Here is a 16,183-nt window from a genome sequence, read left to right on the forward strand (position 1 = left end):
GCTCGCCCGACGATGTGTCGTCGGGCGAGCGCGCCGCCGTCGGCCGCATCCGTTGTCGTCGCCGCACCTGTCGTTGTCATCGGGCGAGCGTGTCGTTGTCAGCGGCGCGTGTCGGGGAGGCCCGGCCCACTGAAGTCGGGACCGCTGAAGTCCGGCCCGCTGAAGTCGGGTCGGCCGAAATCCGGTCGGCCGAACTCCGGGCGGATGGAGTCCTGACCGTCGGGCCCCCGGCCGTCCGGCGCCGGGCCTTCGGGATCCGGATCACCGCCACCCGGTCCGGCGAAGTCGGGGCTGCTGAAGTCCGGTCGGCTGAAGTCCGGGCTGCCGAAGCCGGGCCGGCCGAAGTCCGGGCTGCTGAATCGCGGCCGGTGGCCGGAGCCTGCGCGAGGGCCGGGATCGGGGTCCGCGTGTGCTTCCTGGAGCCGGGCGACGAGGAACGGCCTGATGCCGGCGTCACGCAGCGCTTCGAGCCACGACTCCCTCGCCCGGTCGAGGCCGGCGGAGGGGGCCGTACGGCCGTTCGCAGTGGGTTCCTTGTGATCCGCGGCGGTCCGGTAGAGGGCGATGAGGCCGATGACACCGGTCGACGCGGCCGTACCGAGGCTGATCCAGCCCGCGTGGACCAGGGTGTCCGCCGTGGCGGGCAGGCTGTCGGTGAGCCGCAGTCCATATCCCAGCAGCAGGAACGTGGCCGCGGCGACGGCGGCCAGAACCGGGGTGAGGACCGCCAGCACGGGCACCAGGCCCGCTCCGGTGCGTTCCTGACGCCCCGGCCCGGACGGGGACGTGGTCCGGTCGGTGGGCAGGTCGTCGCTGCCGTGCGACCGTTGCCGCAGCTCGGCGTACGACCGGTACTCGGCCTCGGCGGCCGCGGCGACACGGGGAGCCGCCGCCAGGCCCCTGACACGCAACTCCCCGGCGTCCAGCGGAGATCGGGCCAGTAGGTGCCGTATCTCCGCCGAACCGATGACCTCGTCCAGGGCCGCCGCGTAGTCGGCCGTGTCCTCGTCCCGCAGCCGGAACGACCGGTCCATTGCGTTCCCCCGATGTGTGATCCGATTCCGGCCCGGTGGCGGGCACGGCGTGTGCGACCTACAGATGTCCGGCGACGACCGGCAGCAGGTCCTGGAAGGTGCGACCGTGGGTGGCGGCTCCGATGGCGGTCATCTGCCAACCAGCCCCGGAGCGCGCCACCTTGGCCATGATCTGCGCGGTGTGACGTCCGCCGCCGCTCAGCGTGTAGCGCGCCAGTTCCTGCCCCGTGGTCTCGTCGACCAGCCGGCAGAAGGCGTTGTCGACCTCCTCGAAGGTCTGGCCCGTGAACGAGTTGACGGTGAACACGATCTGGTCGATGTGGGCGGGTACACGCTGCAGATCGACGAGGATCGACTCGTCGTCGCCCCCTTGGCCGGCCCCGCCGACGAGGTTGTCGCCGGTGTGCCGCACCGATCCGTCGTCGCTCGTCAGGTGCTGGAAGAAGACCACGTCCTGGGGCTGTGCCCCGGCGAACAGGATCGCCGAGGCGTCCAGGTCGATCTCGCGTGCGGTCAGGCGGGCGAGGAACCCTTTGCGGGGCGCGGCCTTCCAGCCGAGTCCCATGCGTACGACGGTGAGTTCGCCGCCGCCGGACTTGGTGAGGCTGATGCGCTGGCCCTTGGTCAGGTCGACGCTCATGGGGCCGTTCTCCTCTCGGATGTGCCGGTCGTCGGGTGGGGGAGCGGAGGTCAGAGCAGGACGCCGTAGTCGGCGACGATGCCGCTCAGCCCGGAGGCGTAACCCTGTCCGACGGCACGGAACTTCCACTCGGCGCCGTTGCGGTACAGCTCGCCGAAGACCATCGCCGTCTCGGTGGACGCGTCCTCGCTGAGGTCGTAGCGGGCGATCTCGGCCCCGCCCGATTGGTTGACCACGCGGATGTACGCGTTGCGGACCTGGCCGAAACTCTGGCCCCGACCCTCCGCCTCATGGATCGACACGGGGAACACGATCTTCGCCACGTCGGCGGGCACGGCGGCCAGGTCGACCTTGACGATCTCGTCGTCCCCCTCGCCCTCGCCGGTGAGGTTGTCGCCCGTGTGCTCGACCGAACCGTCCGGGCTGCGGAGGTTGTTGTAGAAGACGAAGTGCGCGTTGGAGAGCACCTTGCCCGCCCCGTCGCACAGCAGCGCGCTGGCGTCCAGGTCGTAGTCCGCGCCGGTGGTCGTGCGGACGTCCCAGCCCAGGCCCACCAGTACGGCGGTGAGACCTGGAGCCTCCTTGGTCAGCGAGACGTTTCCGCCCTTGGCGAGGCTCACACCCACAGCGATTCTCCTCTTGCCGGTTCTTTCCGAAGACGACGCCGGACAGTCATCGTCCGCGCGCTCTGTGACAGCGACTGAAATCTACAGCACTGTAGATTTAGCGGTGCGACGCTGGCCGGATCGCGTGGGTCGGTGGCCGACTTGGTCGACGAAGCCTCGGGGGTGGGGGGCGGGGTGGCCCCGTCGTGCGGCATGCCCGTGTCGTCGCCGGGGGTGGTCCGATCCCCCTCGGTCTCGCGTCGGGCCGCGGGGCGGGGCTCCGGTGTGACGCGTTGGTGCGTCACCGAGGGTGCGAGGGCGTGGTCGCCGCGACTGTGAGGGCGGAGGTGCGCCGAGGGGTCCGAATGGCTTGCTCCGCAAGGGATTCGGGCGATCGGGGTGCGTGTCGACGCGCTCGGGCGGGAGCCTTCCGGCGTGAACCTAACAGGAGTTGAGGCGACATGTCTAGACCAGACAGCGTTGCCCTGTGTGATCGATTGCTGATCTTCAGTGATTGATATGTGGCCTGAATCACAAGATTCTTGACAGTTGGCGGGTGGTGTCGAAAGCTCGTTCATCATTGGTCTGGACCACGATGAATGGGCGGGGTTCATGCTCGATCCGTCGCACACTGCCGTCGTCGGCATGTCGTTCTCGCATGATGAACTCCCTTTCAGATCAAGGGAGTCGGGGTCGAAGAGTGCCGGTCGGGGAGTCTTCTCCGTCGGCTCGGCGGTCCGCCGTGCACCCGCTCCGTTCGGGGTCGGTTCGTTCGCGGCCGGGGAGGCAGGTCCGGTGCGTGACGGCCGGGCGTGCTGATGGAGCGCCAATTACCCGACGTCCGCCTGGCGTTGTGCGAGTTGTGGCAAGCGTTCGGCGGCATGGCGCTGCTGGCCCGCCACGGTCCCGACGCCCCTTGGCCGCATGCGCCCTGGGCCCGCGAGGCGCATGGATCGCTGACGCCGCGGTTGCGGGCGGTCGTCGAACTGGCCCGGCCCCGCAGGCGTATCCCCTCGTTCCTGACCGGGGGTGTCGCCTCACGCGGCGGGCGTATCGCCGACGAGCTGGACGGCATGGTGGGCACGCCGCCGGGGCTCGTCCGCGAGGAGCTCGCCCGGGAGTATCCCGGGGCCTTCGGCGATCCGTTGATCGCCGCGCTGATCCGTGAACCCGAGGTGCAGCTCGGGTACTTGGCCGTGGAACTGGCCAACTTCTGGCAAGCCGCGATGGAGCCGCGGGGCACCGGGCTGGCGCGCTCCCTGGAGGAGGAGATCCTCTTCCGGTCGCGCACCCTCGCGATGAGCGGTGGTGCGGCGCTGCTGCACGAACTGGGGCTCCCGGCCGAACGTGCCGACGGCGCGGACCGCCTGACCCTGGTGCCGATGCTGCTGGCCGACGGGACGCACTGGTGGTCGGCCGTCGGTGGCCGGACCGTGCTCTCCTACGCCGCGCGGGGGGCGGGCATTCTCCGTGCCGAGCCGAAACGGGGCGGCGCCGCGGAGCCGGCGCGCGCGGACCGGCTGGCCATCCTGCTGGGGCGTGGGCGCGCCTCGGTCGTCCGTGAGCTGGGTACACCCATCACCACGTCGGCTCTCGCCGACCATCTGGGGCTCGCCGCGAGCACGGTCTCCCAGCATCTGTCGGCCCTGGTCTCCGCGGGCGTGGTGCGACGCCACCGGGCCGGTACCCGTGTCCTCTACGAACTCAACCGCGAGGGTGTGGCGCTCACCGAGTGCCTCATGAATCAATGACCCCCCGGTGTGGCGGAGTTGACACTTCGGTGGGATAGTCTCCTCGCCGCCTGATCGCTGCCCGATCGAGAGCGATCGCCGCCTGATCGCGGGGCGAGTGGCGGGAGTGGACTCCCCCGCGAGGGGTGAATTGGCAGGTCCATGCCGCGTGGCGTGGTGTCGGTCCTCGCCCGCGACGCCGGCCGCCCGAGGCAGTGACGTCCCCAACGTGGCGTACAAGCAAGGCGATTCGGCTCACACCGAAAAGGTTGTCGCGTTCTTCGGGCTCGACGAAAGTCAGGGCGGGAACCGCTCGACCGGAGCACCGCCGGAGGACCGCAACGCCGTGTGCAAGACACCTGCAACCATCAACTTCCTGAGACCGAGATCGCCGCTGGTGGACCCGACGCCACGCTGACCCGGCCGCCGCCCCGCTGCGGTGGCGCACCGGCCCGAGGTGTCCATGTCCGACGCCGTACGCGCCGTGCGGCATCGTCGCGGCGCCCGCTGCCGCACGACGGCGCCCGAAGCCGCGGTCGCGCCACCGGACCTTGCGTCATCGGATCCCGTGCCGTCGGACCGATGTCGTCGGACCGGATGGCGCCGCGTCCGTTGCCACCGGATCGCCCCCGTCGGGGCGTTGTCATCGGGCGCGCTGCTGTGTGCTCTCCCGCCGTGCGCTCGTGTCGCCGGCCCCGGTCGGCACCGCGACCGCCCGGCACGTGATCCATGGCCTCCCTCGCCCTTCCACTCCCTCCTCGTACCGGCACGCACCGCCGTGCGGCGCCCGTACGGGATGTGCCGTGCGAGCGGCCGGCCCCCTCAGCCACCGAGAACGTCGAACCTTGGAGTGATTGCATGCCGACTCCTGCCCCCTACCTGCACCGTGCCGCTTCGGAACGTCCGTACTTCAGCTCCGACGGCGAGTCGTACCTGGCCCAGACACCGCTGAGGGACATCCGGAAGAAGCACGAACTCCGTGTGCTGTCCGAAGAGGACTTCGCCTTCTGGCAGACCTATGGCTACGTCGTCGTGAAGCAGGCGATCCCCGCCGGTGCGGCGAAGCGTCTGCTCGACTTCGCCTGGGACTTCCAGGGCCTCGACCCGGCCCGGCCCGAAACCTGGTACGAGGACCGCCCGTTCCGCACGGACCTGGACCGCGAACTGCACGTCTACGGCTTCGTCGAGGCGTACCACCACCAGCTCATCTGGGACAGCCGCCAGGCGCGGCGCGTCTACGACGCGTTCGTCGACGTGTGGGACTGCGAGGAGCTGTGGGTGACCCTGGACCGGCTCAACCTCAATCCGCCCAACATCAAGAACCGTGACCGCGCGCTCATCGCGCCCACGGACAAGGGCTTCGACATCGAACTCCACTGGGACGTGGACACCTCGCTCGGTGTGCTGCCGCAGCGGGTGCAGGGCATCATCGCGCTGAACGACACCCGTCCGGAGGCCGGTGGCTTCCAGTGCTCGCCCGAGCTGTTCCGGCGGTTCGAGCAGTGGAAGGTGACGCAGCCCGCGGACCGGGACCCGATCAGGCCGGACGTCGACCGGGCCGAGTTCCCGGTCGTGCGGCCCGAGCTCGAAGCCGGTGACCTGCTGATCTGGAACGGGTTGCTGGCGCACGGCGTGGCTCGCAACACCTCCGGGGGCGAGGTACGCGCCGTCCAGTACCTCTCCATGATGCCCGCCCTGGAGTCGCACGAGGAACTGCGCCGGTCCCGGACCGGGTCCTGGCGCGAGCTGAGCACGCCGGACTGGAACAAGACCCTCGTCGGCGACGTGACGAAGCACGAATCACTGAGGTACGGCACCGCCGAGCTGAACGGGCTCGGCGAGCGGCTGCTGGGGCTCGCGTCCTGGAACGAGCAGGAGACCGACCGTGCGACCGGGGAGCCGGCATGCGCCGTATCTGCCTGACGCTTCCCACCAACAGAGCTTGTGCCGCGACGATTTCGGCCGTGGGAGCCGAGGCCGACCACGCGGCCACCCACTTCGACGCCGAGGTGCATCTGCTGATCCTCGACTCCTCCGACGCCGAGACGTTCGCCGAACACGCGAGGGTCGTCGAGGAGTCGCACCGGGCGCCGGACGTGACGGTGCATCATCTGTCGGAGGCGGAGCAGCGGGACTTCCTGGAGCGGGTGATCCGCCGCTCCGGTGTCGTCGAGCCGGAGCTCGTCCTCGACCTCATGCTGCCGTCCGGTGTCTCCTACGGCGCCTGCACCAACCGCGCGTTCCTCATCGCGGGCGCGCTGGGCTGCGCGTCGGTGCACCGCCGGGACTCGGACAGCGACTACCAGGTCGTGGACGGCCGCCCGGTCTTCCCCGTCCACCACGAACTCGCCTCGCTCGGAAGGACCGCCGCCGACGCGGCGGGCGGCGTGTCGGAGACGGTGCTGGACCCGGAACACAACGGCAAGCCGGTGGTGATGGTGGGCAGCTCCTTCGTCGGCGAACTGTCCGTGGACATCGGTGAGATCGCCCGCCTCGACAACGACGTCTACCACGACGTGGTGAGCCTGTGGGCCCCTCTCGACTGGCCGGACGAGCGGAAGCGGGCACTGGTCGAGGAGTCGTTCACGGGGGCGGGCACCGACCCGTTCGTACGCGACCACTCGACGCTCACCCATGTCGACCCCATGCGTGTGGACATGTGCAACATCAGCTTCCTGGACGAGGTGTACGAGCGCGTGCCGCTGCCGCCCGCCACCGACACCATCGGCAGCGACTACTTCCTCATGCACCTGGTGTACGACGGCACGCTGCCCGGCGTGCTGCACAACCGCAACATCGTCAACTTCTACACCCCCGAGCGCAGGACCGATGCCGGGTTCACGGCCTACCAGTTGCGGTTCACGAAGTTCTTCCTGTCGATGCTCTACCTCAACCACATCTACGACCGGATGGCCGATGCCGGTGCCGGCCTGCTCGACGACCGGCACCGGGTCAGGCCGGACGCGGTCGCCGCACTGGTCAGGGAGAGCGCCCGGCTGGACCGGGGGGACAACGTACGACGACTGGCGGTCATCGACCGCTCCTACCGCCGACTCGGGGGCAGGTACGAGGAGTTCGCCGACTTCCTGGCGCCGCGCCGCGAGCGGCTGCTCGAAGAGGCTCAGAAGGACATCGAGGACTTCGCCCTGCTGATCGAGGCGTGGGGACCACTGGTGCGGGCGAGCAGATCCACCGAGCTGCCCCGGCCGCCCCGGAGGACCCGCCCGGAGCCGACGGCGCCATGCGTCTGAACGAGACGATGCGTGCCGCACTGGCCGCCGCCACCGAGGACCGCATCGTCTTCGATCTTGCGGGAATCGAGGAGCAGTACGAAGCGCTCCTGCGGGAACTCCCCGGTGTCTCCGTACGGTTCGCCATGAAGGCGTGCCCGGTGGACGCGGTCCTCGCCCGTCTGGCGGACAAGGGGGCCGGTTTCGACGCGGCGAGCCCCCGCGAGATCGAGCAGGCTCTCGCGACCGGCGCACCGGCCGACCGGATCCACTACGGCAACACCATCAAGTCGGACCGGAACATCGCCGCCGCGTACCGCCTGGGCATCAGGGACTTCGCGACCGACAGCCTGGAGGACGTGGCGGCGACCGCGGCCCACGCCCCGGGGTCGCGGGTGTTCTGCCGGCTCGCCACCACCGGGGACGGTGCCTTGTGGGGACTGAGCCGGAAGTTCGGCTGCTCGGGCGCCGACGCGGTGCGGGTCATGGAGGCGGCGCGGTCGGCCGGACTCGTCCCGTCCGGCCTCTCCGTGCACGTCGGCTCGCAGCAGATGACGTCCGAGGCGTGGCAGGACACCTTCGAGCGACTCGCCGACGTGATCGTGGACCTGGACCGGCGGGGCATCGTCCTGGACCACGTCAATCTCGGCGGGGGACTGCCCGCCCTCGGCTATCTCGACAACCGTGGAAGGCCGTTGGTCCCCCCGGTCGACAAGATCTTCGCCGTGATCCGCGACGGCGTGCAGCATCTCGCCGCCGTCTCCGCGTCCCCGCTGACGTTCCTCGTCGAACCGGGACGGCATCTGGTCGCCGATCACGGGGCGATCAGGGCACACGTGGCCCGCCTCTCGTCCAGGGAGCAGAACGACGGCGAGCGGGAGCACTGGCTCTATCTCAGCTGCGGGAAGTTCAACGGCCTCTACGAGATGGACCAGTTGCAGTACCGGCTGCTGTTCCCCACGCACGACGGCGAGGACGGCGTCCCTGCCGTCGTCGCGGGTCCCACGTGCGACAGCGACGACGCCTATGCCCACGAGCACAACCGTGTCCTCGTGCCCAGGGCCGTCGCGTCGGGCGACCCGGTCTGGATCCTCTCCTGCGGCGCCTACGCCACCGGATACATGACCCAGGGATTCAACGGTTTCGACCCCCTTCCCGCCACCTGGACGGACGGACAGTGAACAGACGGACGGATCACGACGTGCGCGTACGGCACATCTCCGAGAGCGACTGGGACGGCATCACGGCGCTGGAAGCCCACGTGTACGGTGCCCACGGCCTGTCCGAGGGACGCGACGCGCTGCGGTCCAGGGCCCACGCCTCTCCCGGCACCTGCTTCGTGCTCGACCGCGCGGGGCGGACGGCCGGCTATCTGCTGGCCCTGCCCTACCCGAGGCTCGCGTACCCCGACCTGGACCGGCCGGAGGACGTCGTCTTCCACTCACGGAACCTGCACCTGCACGACCTCGTCGTCGCCGAGGAGTTCCGCGGCAGGGGTCTGGCCGGGAAGCTGCTGCGCCACTTCACCGCGACGGCCGGTGCGAAGGGGTACGAGGGGATCTCCCTCATCGCCGTCATGGGCAGCGACACGTTCTGGTCGGCGAACGGATACCGGGCCCATCGCGACGTCGAACCACCGCCGGGCTATGGGCCGGGCGCCGTGTACATGTCCAGGACGGTGCCGGACCACCGCACCGGGCGACCGAATTCCGCCACCGGGCCATCGCTCGGGGCGCCTCTGGAAGACGAAGTAGGCTGATCCCACATGCTTGGCGTCCGTGATCAATTCCACCGGGCACAACTCGCGATCGCGGCGTTGTTCTGCTTTCTCGGGTTCCAGTACGCGACCTGGGCCTCGCGGCTCCCAGCCATCAAGACACGTCTCGACCTCTCGGAAGCGGAACTGGGCCTCCTGCTGATGGCCTGCGGCGCGGGCGCGGCGGTGTCGTTCCCCCTGGTGACGGTACTGATGAGGCGCCTGGGGTCCCGGCGCCTGGCGTTCCTGTCGGCGATCTGCCTGAGCCTGCTGCTGCTCGCGCTGGCCGCGGCACCGAACTACCCGGTCGCGCTGGCGGTGATCTGCTGCGACGGCGTCGCCGTGGGTTGTCTGAACGTCGCGATGAACGCGCAGGGCGCGACGCTGGAGGCCACGTACCGACGGACCGCCATGTCCAGGCTGCACGCGACCTTCAGCGCCGGCTCCCTGTTCGCCGCGCTCCTCGCCTCCGGTGTGAACATGGTGACGACGGAGGTCGCCGTGCACTTCGGTATCGCCTGCGTCCTGCTCCTGCTGCTGGTGGGACTCACCCGCTCGGGACTCCTGACGGACGACGGGCACGGCGTCGGGGAGAAGGAGGCCCCGAAGAAGAGCGGGCGCAAGCTGACCATGCCGTCCCGGGTGACCATCTGGATGGGCTGCGCGATGGTGTTCGGCACGGTCACCGAAGGCGCCATGAACGACTGGTCCGCCCTCTACATGAAAGACGTCGCCGGTGCGTCGGCACAGCTGGCGCCCATGGGCATCGCGGTCGTCTCGGTGATGATGGTGCTGGCGCGCCTCTTCGCCGACGGCTGGCGCAACCGCTGGGGCGACGGGCGCATCGTGAAGGTGGGCAGCGCGGTGGCCGGGGCGGGACTGGCGCTGGCCCTGCTGGCCGGCGGCGCGGTCCCGGCACTGATCGGGTTCGCCTGCGTCGGCCTGGGGGTCGCGGCCGTCACGCCGTGCGTGTACGTGGCGGCGGCGGGCCGGGGCACGGAGGCCCTGGCCCTGGTCGCCGCCATGGGGACGACGGGGCTGCTGGCCGGACCGGCGGTGATCGGCTTCATCGCGAGCGCAGGCAGCCTGGTGTGGGGCATGGGCGCCGTCGCCGTCTCGGCGCTGCTCGTGTCGGTGTGCGCGACCCGGATCCGCTGGCCCGGGCTCGCGGAGACCGAACCGAGCCCGGGCCGGGCCTGACCGGCCCGGCTCGGCCGCGGGCGCGTGTCACCAGGTGTCACGCGGTACGTGGTGGGCGCGTGGCGCGCATCACGTATCAGGCACGATGCGATGAACCTTCGGCCCCGCTGCAACTAGTGTTCGTGCGAGGGGAATGCTGGAACCGGCACCGGCCGGACGGTGCCGTACCGCCGAGGCGGCGCAGCGGATGAATGAGGGGGAGACCGTGATCGAGAGAATCCTGCCGTCGCGGGTGGTCGTGGAGGAAGCGTTCTCGGATCCGCCCCACGCCACCCTCTTCCCCGCCGAGGAGGAGCTGGTCCGCAACAGTGTGGAGGTACGACGCAGGGAGTTCACGACGGTGCGCCACTGCGCCCGTCGCGCGCTCGGCGCGCTCGGTGTCGCTCCCGCCCCGATACTCAAGGGCGAACGCGGTGCCCCGGTCTGGCCGCGGGCGACCGTCGGGAGCATGACCCACTGCACCGGCTACCGAGCCGCCGCGGTGGCGCACCGGGCGGATGTCCGCACCCTCGGCATAGACGCCGAACCGCACGCGCCGCTGCCCGACGACGTGCACGACAGCATCGCGCTCGCGGCGGAGCAGCGGCGCGAGCGCGAACTGCGAGGCCAGAACCCCGGGATCCACTGGGACCGGCTGCTGTTCAGCGCGAAGGAGAGCGTCTACAAGACGTGGTTCCCGCTCACCCATCGTTGGCTGGGCTTCGAGCAGGCCGACATCGTGCTCCGCCCGGACGGCTCCTTCACCGCTGAACTGCTGGTGTCCGCCGAGGAGTTGGTGGCGAGGGCGGATGTCGTGGCAGGAACCGCCCCGGACGCCGTGCGGGATGGCGTACCGGGAGCGGTCTCCGGCACACAGGTGCGGCCGTCCGCCGCGCCGCCGTCGGTCCCCAGGGAGCTGCGGGGACGGTGGCTGGTCGCGGACGGCCTGCTGGCGACCGCGATCGTCATCGAGAACGCGCCGGACACCCCGTAGCGACCCGAATAGCCGGTGGCGAGCCGACGCCCGTCGCACCGCCCGCGGCCGGGGACACGCGGCCGGCAGCGGGTGCGCGGTCGTCGTCGCACCCTCGTGCCGGGCCCGGGGCCACCCGTAGTCTCTGCTCGCATGAGCGACGATCACACGAACGAAGGACGCAAGCGCGCGCGTGAGGCGGGCATCCCACTGACGGGTGAGCCGGGGCGGTGGAACGCGATCACCGACGTTCCGGGCGTCGAGGTCGGCTACGTCACGCTCGTCGAGGGCGACGACGTACGCACCGGAGTGACGGCGCTCCTGCCGCGCGGCCGGGACGGCGTGGGGACCCCTTGCGCGGCGGGCTGGCACTCGTTCAACGGCAACGGCGAGATGACCGGTACGGCCTGGATCGAGGAGAGCGGCTCGCTCGCCGTTCCGGTGCTCATCACCAACACGTACGCGGTGGGCCCGGTGCACCGGGGCGTCGTCGAGTGGGTGCGCGCCAACTGCCGGGGGATGGCCCCCGAGTGGCTGCTGCCGGTGGTGACGGAGACGTGGGACGGCCATCTGAACGACATCCACGGCACGGCGGTGCGGGAACACCACGCGGGAGCCGCGATCGAGGCGGCGGCCTCCGGTCCCGTCGAGGAGGGGTGCGTCGGCGGCGGCACGGGCATGCGCTGCTACGGCTTCAAGGGCGGCTCGGGGACGGCGTCGAGGGTGGTCCGTTACGGCGCCGACCGCTACACCGTGGGCGCGTTCGTGCAGGCGAACTTCGGCGCTCGCCGCGAACTGGTGGTGGCGGGCGTGCCGGTGGGGCGCGAACTGCCCGGCCCGGTCACGGTGTCCGAGCCGGTTCCGGGGACCGGCGAGGAGCGCCCCGTGCCGCCCGGGGCGGGCTCGGTGATCGTGGTGGTGGCGACCGACGCACCGCTGCTGCCCGGGCAGTGCAAGGCGCTGGCGCGACGGGCGACGCTGGGGCTGGGCCGTACCGGAACCACCGGCAGCCATTTCTCCGGGGATCTCTTCCTGGCTTTCTCCACGGCCAACCCCACCGCGCTGACCAGTACGTTCCCCGAGGACGACGGCAGCGCGCCGTACGAGTCGATGCGCTTCGTGCCGTGGGGGCGGATGGACCCGTTCTACGGAGCGGTGGTCGAGTCGGTGGAGGAGGCGGTGCTCAACGCGCTCGCCGGTGCGCACTCGATGACCGGACGGGCCGGCCACCACGTGCCGGCGCTTCCGCTGGGCGAGGTGACCGGGCTGGTGGCGGACCGGACGCGCTGACGCGGCACGCCGGGCCGGTACCGGCCCGGCGTTCGGGGGAGTTGTCGGGGCGTACGGGCGCCCGGCGCGGGGGTCGCTGGTCTCGTACAGGTTCGTCGGCCATACTGCCCGCCGTGGAGCAGCGCATAGATCCGAACACCCAGCCCGGGTACGCAGCGGGGACAGACCCGGCGTACATCCCCGGCCTCACGGCCCCCGTCACCGCCGGAAAGCCGGCACCGGGCCGAGGACAGCAGGAGCAGGAACAGGAACAGGCGGAGGAACCGGCGCCCGCCGCGATCGCCGTCGACGAAGCCCCCGCCGAAGCCGAAGCCGAAGCCGAGTCCCGGGCCGAGACCGAGGACGAGGCCGATGGCGCGGCGGACGACGCGGAGGCAGCGGCCGAGGACGCGGCGCCGGGATCCGACGGGAAGGAGAAGGGTCAACGGCCCGAGGACGGGCCGGTGTTCGAGGTGAGCGACCGCCGCGGGGCGATCACCGTGAACCACGAGGGCGTCCGGTTCAGGCTGGACGACCAGGAGGCCGACTTCGACTGGGACGAGATCGGGGCGGTCGAGGTGAAGACCCCTCGGTTCGGCCGCCGGTTCACCGTCACGGTCCACCTGGCGACCCGCCGGTGGTTCAACGCCGAGGTCGAGGCGCCTGCCAGGAGCGACCTCAAGCAGTGGGCGGAGCAGCTCGACGCGGCGCTCGACGCCTACTTCGAGGAGTCCTGAGACCGGACCGTGCCCCGTGAGGGGCCGGAACTCACGCCGGCCCCTCACGCCACGGACCCGTCCGTCACCGCCGCGGCACTCGACGCACCGGGCGAGGCCGTGGACCGTCCCGATGCCCACGCGTCCCGCGCAGTACATCGAGCAGATGCGGCCACGCGCGTGCCCCGAGCGTCGCGTCCGCGGCCGCTGAGCCCCCGTACAGGAAATGTGCGGACGCGGGTGCCGGTCCCTCGCCGGGGAAGCGCGGGCGGTGGCCGGCGTCCGGGGCGCCGATCAACCGCACGGGCAGCCCCGCGGCCCTGCGCCGGGCCGCCAGTTCCTCCGCGTGGGGGAGCGAGGGCCACATCGCGTCGTCCCCGCCCGCGACGAGCACGAGGTCGGCCGGGGAATCCTCCACCGTGATCGCCGCCGCCCCGACCCGGTCGGCGAACGTGCGGCGGCTGCGCTCGTACAGACCGCGTACGGCGACGGGGGCACCCTCCGGCGGGGCTGGGCCCGGGGTCCAGGAGTCGTCGTAGGGGACGAACGGCAGCGGCTCTCCCCGCCAGGTCCACGAGGAGCGGTACGGCCGCTCCCGGCCGTCGTCGCCGGGCCCGACGTTGGCCCAGGTCAGCGAGGTGGGCGAGACCGCCACCACGGCGTCGATGCCGGGCAGCAGCACGGACAGGCGCAGGGCGGCCTCGGCGCCCTTGGACGTACCGAGGACGCCGATCCGCCGGGCGCCGTACGCGCGGAGCACGTCGATCGCGGGAGTGAAGGTCTCCAGCGGGATCTCGCAGATGCCGGGCGGCTGTCCCACCCCGCCGAACCAGCGGAAGGACAGCGCGGTCATGCCCTCCCGGGCCAGGAGACGGCACCGCTCGGTCTCGATCCGCCCGCTGGACCCGGAGAGCACGAGCACACCGACGCCGTTGTCGTCACCGTCCGTTCGTCCGTCCGTTCCCCCGTCCGGGAGCCGGTTCGCGGGCATGGCGAGGAACCCCTCGCGGACGCCCGGAAGGGGCGGGACGTGAGGGGCTCCGTCGACGGCCTCCCGCGCGCCCGGGTCCGGAACGCCGAAGGCGCGCTCGGCGATGTCCACCGGCCGTCAGTCGTCCGTGAGCACGACCGAGCGGGTCAGGTGGCGCGGGCTGTCCGGGTCCAGGCCGCGGGCCGTGGCGCGGGCGATCGCCAGGCGCTGCACGCGCACCAGATCCGCCAGCGGGTCGAGGTCGCTCTCCACCCAGTGAGCACCCGTCGCGAGCAGCTGCTCCGACAGGCCCTCGGGCGCGGCGCCGAACATCCAGGTCGCGGTGGTGTCGGTGGCGATGCTGATGGGACCGTGACGGTACTCCATCGCCGGGTAGGACTCGGTCCAGGAGAGCGACGCCTCCTTCATCTTGAGCGCGGCCTCGTTGGCGAGCCCCACCGTCCAGCCCCGGCCGAGGAACGTGAACTGGGTGCAGTCCAGCAGGCCCTCGGGCAGCGGCTCCGCCAGCGCGGTCTCGGCGTCGCGCACCACGTCGTCGGTGTGCAGGCCGAGGTGGGCGCGGAACAGGGTGAGCGCGGTGGTGGCGAACCGGGTCTGCACCACCGACTTCTCGTCCGCGAAGTCCAGGACGACGACGTCGTCGGCGGCGGTCATGACCGGGGTGTCGGGATCGGCGGTGACGGCCACGGTACGGGTGACGCCGCGGAGGCGGTCGAGCAGGTCCAGGACCTCGGTCGTGGTGCCCGAGCGCGTGAGCGCGACGACGCGGTCGTACTCGCGCCCGAAGGGGAACTCCGAGGCGGCGAAGGCGTCGGACTCGCCCTGCCCGGCCCCCTCGCGGAGTGCGGCGTACGCCTGGGCCATGTAGAACGAGGTGCCGCAGCCGACGATCGCGACGCGCTCACCGGCGACGGGCAGGACGCCCGCCTGGGACCCGGCCAGTTCGGCTGCGCGGCGCCAGCACTCCGGCTGACTGGCTGTCTCGATCTCGACAAAAGACACTTCATGCACTCCGAACTCGTAGAATTATGCTCGTTCATGCACGCTATACGGGCGATACAAGCATTATCAAGCATCCGTTGTGTGGAATGCTTGACCGGGCAGGCCCTTGTGCGACGCTTGCGCGTGTCCGGTGACCGTACCCACGGGGATGGGTGCCCGAAGCCCGGGATCGTGAGGAGAGCTCTCTTGTCCAGGGAAGCCCGGTGGAACGCGCTGCTGGAACTCGTCGGCAAGAACGGCCGGGTGGAGGTCGAGGACGCCGCCGCCACGCTGGACGTCTCGGCCGCGACCATCCGTCGCGACCTGGACCAGCTCGCCGAGCAGCAGCTGCTGACGCGCACCCGCGGCGGCGCGGTCGCGCACGGCGTGGGCTACGAACTGGCCCTGCGGTACAAGACCGGCCGACACGCCCCCGAGAAGCAGGCCATCGGCCGGGCCGTCTCCGAACTTGTGGCGGTGGGCGAGGTGGTGGGGCTGACCGGCGGCACGACGCTGACCGAGGTGGCCCGCTCGCTGGCGGTGCGTTCCGACGTCGTCGGCGACACCGGGGCCGGGCCGGGCGGCCAGCCGGCCCTCACCGTCGTCACCAACGCCCTCAACATCGCCAATGAGCTGGTGATCCGGCCGCAGATCAAGATCGTGGTGACCGGTGGCGTGGCCAGGCCGCAGTCGTACGAGCTGACGGGCCCGCTGGCCAGCGGCGTGCTGGGCGAGATCACCCTGGACGTCGCCGTGCTGGGGGTCAACGCGATCGACACCGAGCGCGGCGCCTACGTCCACCACGAGGGCGAGGCCAGCATCAACCGGCTGCTCGCCCAGCAGGCGCAGCGGGTCGTCGTGGCGGCCGACTCCTCGAAGATCGGCAAGCGGGCCTTCGCCCGGGTCTGCGACCTCGGGCAGATCGCCTTCCTCGTCACCGACAAGGGGATCACGCCCGAGGCCGCCGCCCGGTTCGCGGAGGCCGGGGTGACCGTCGTGGCCGTCTGACGCCCGCAGTATCCGCAGTTTCCGTCGTTCGTCGTCCGTCCCGTTGTTCGTCGCGTCCGCGCCGTCGCGCC

16 protein-coding genes are annotated in these 16,183 nt (G+C 71.2%); 11 read left to right on the forward strand and 5 right to left on the reverse strand.

Annotated features, from left to right (window positions below):
• Nucleotides 1-98: 98 nt before the first annotated feature.
• The 3 genes from AB0E67_RS12415 to AB0E67_RS12425 are packed head-to-tail and all read right to left on the reverse strand — an operon-like array spanning nt 99 to nt 2,300.
• Nucleotides 99-1,034: a hypothetical protein gene (locus AB0E67_RS12415; RefSeq protein ID WP_362024679.1), complete on the reverse strand. Its 936-nt coding sequence runs from the start codon at nt 1,032-1,034 to the stop codon at nt 99-101.
• A gap of 58 nt (nt 1,035-1,092) precedes the next feature.
• Nucleotides 1,093-1,674, reverse strand: coding sequence for a TerD family protein (locus tag AB0E67_RS12420; RefSeq protein WP_073784997.1), 582 nt, complete (start codon nt 1,672-1,674; stop codon nt 1,093-1,095).
• Between the two features lie 50 nt (nt 1,675-1,724).
• On the reverse strand, nt 1,725-2,300 hold the full coding sequence (locus AB0E67_RS12425) for a TerD family protein (RefSeq protein WP_073784999.1): 576 nt from the start codon (nt 2,298-2,300) through the stop codon (nt 1,725-1,727).
• A gap of 797 nt (nt 2,301-3,097) precedes the next feature.
• On the opposite strand from AB0E67_RS12425, the gene AB0E67_RS12430 reads away from it, so the two are divergent.
• The 10 genes from AB0E67_RS12430 (at nt 3,098) to AB0E67_RS12475 (ending at nt 13,153) form a co-directional block, all read left to right on the forward strand.
• Nucleotides 3,098-4,030: a helix-turn-helix domain-containing protein gene (locus AB0E67_RS12430; RefSeq protein WP_362024682.1), complete on the forward strand. Its 933-nt coding sequence runs from the start codon at nt 3,098-3,100 to the stop codon at nt 4,028-4,030.
• 208 nt (nt 4,031-4,238) lie between these two features.
• On the forward strand, nt 4,239-4,427 hold the full coding sequence (locus AB0E67_RS12435) for a hypothetical protein (RefSeq protein ID WP_362024685.1): 189 nt from the start codon (nt 4,239-4,241) through the stop codon (nt 4,425-4,427).
• Between the two features lie 440 nt (nt 4,428-4,867).
• Nucleotides 4,868-5,932 carry a phytanoyl-CoA dioxygenase family protein gene (locus AB0E67_RS12440; RefSeq protein WP_362024688.1) on the forward strand — a complete coding sequence of 355 codons (1,065 nt, stop codon included), beginning with the start codon at nt 4,868-4,870 and terminating at the stop codon, nt 5,930-5,932.
• Nucleotides 5,914-7,260: a DUF6271 family protein gene (locus AB0E67_RS12445; RefSeq protein ID WP_362024690.1), complete on the forward strand. Its 1,347-nt coding sequence runs from the start codon at nt 5,914-5,916 to the stop codon at nt 7,258-7,260. Before AB0E67_RS12440 ends, AB0E67_RS12445 begins: the two co-directional genes overlap by 19 nt.
• Complete coding sequence (locus AB0E67_RS12450; RefSeq protein ID WP_362024693.1) at nt 7,251-8,420, forward strand: type III PLP-dependent enzyme; 1,170 nt, start codon at nt 7,251-7,253, stop codon at nt 8,418-8,420. The genes AB0E67_RS12445 and AB0E67_RS12450 overlap by 10 nt, the downstream gene beginning before the upstream one ends.
• Nucleotides 8,421-8,440: 20 nt before the next feature.
• Nucleotides 8,441-8,998: a GNAT family N-acetyltransferase gene (locus tag AB0E67_RS12455; RefSeq protein WP_362024696.1), complete on the forward strand. Its 558-nt coding sequence runs from the start codon at nt 8,441-8,443 to the stop codon at nt 8,996-8,998.
• Between the two features lie 6 nt (nt 8,999-9,004).
• Entirely contained in the window at nt 9,005-10,195 is a 1,191-nt protein-coding gene (locus tag AB0E67_RS12460) for an MFS transporter (RefSeq protein ID WP_362024698.1), read from the forward strand.
• Between the two features lie 205 nt (nt 10,196-10,400).
• Entirely contained in the window at nt 10,401-11,168 is a 768-nt protein-coding gene (locus AB0E67_RS12465) for a 4'-phosphopantetheinyl transferase superfamily protein (RefSeq protein WP_362024701.1), read from the forward strand.
• Between the two features lie 132 nt (nt 11,169-11,300).
• On the forward strand, nt 11,301-12,437 hold the full coding sequence (locus tag AB0E67_RS12470) for a P1 family peptidase (protein ID WP_362024703.1): 1,137 nt from the start codon (nt 11,301-11,303) through the stop codon (nt 12,435-12,437).
• A 113-nt stretch (nt 12,438-12,550) separates the two neighbouring features.
• On the forward strand, nt 12,551-13,153 hold the full coding sequence (locus AB0E67_RS12475; RefSeq protein WP_362024706.1) for a hypothetical protein: 603 nt from the start codon (nt 12,551-12,553) through the stop codon (nt 13,151-13,153).
• A 64-nt stretch (nt 13,154-13,217) separates the two neighbouring features.
• On the opposite strand, the gene AB0E67_RS12480 is transcribed toward AB0E67_RS12475, so the two are convergent.
• Nucleotides 13,218-14,234, reverse strand: a complete 1,017-nt coding sequence (locus AB0E67_RS12480) for an acyl-CoA thioester hydrolase/BAAT C-terminal domain-containing protein (protein ID WP_362024708.1) — start codon at nt 14,232-14,234, stop codon at nt 13,218-13,220.
• A gap of 6 nt (nt 14,235-14,240) precedes the next feature.
• Entirely contained in the window at nt 14,241-15,125 is an 885-nt protein-coding gene (locus tag AB0E67_RS12485; protein ID WP_362024711.1) for a sugar isomerase, read from the reverse strand.
• A gap of 186 nt (nt 15,126-15,311) precedes the next feature.
• On the opposite strand from AB0E67_RS12485, the gene AB0E67_RS12490 reads away from it, so the two are divergent.
• The gene (locus AB0E67_RS12490) at nt 15,312-16,112 is read left to right on the forward strand and encodes a DeoR/GlpR family DNA-binding transcription regulator (protein WP_362024714.1); all 801 of its coding nucleotides are present in this window, start codon (nt 15,312-15,314) and stop codon (nt 16,110-16,112) included.
• The last annotated feature ends 71 nt before the right edge of the window (nt 16,113-16,183 follow it).

Source organism: Streptomyces sp. NPDC032161, from assembly GCF_040636995.1.
Taxonomy (GTDB): domain Bacteria; phylum Actinomycetota; class Actinomycetes; order Streptomycetales; family Streptomycetaceae; genus Streptomyces.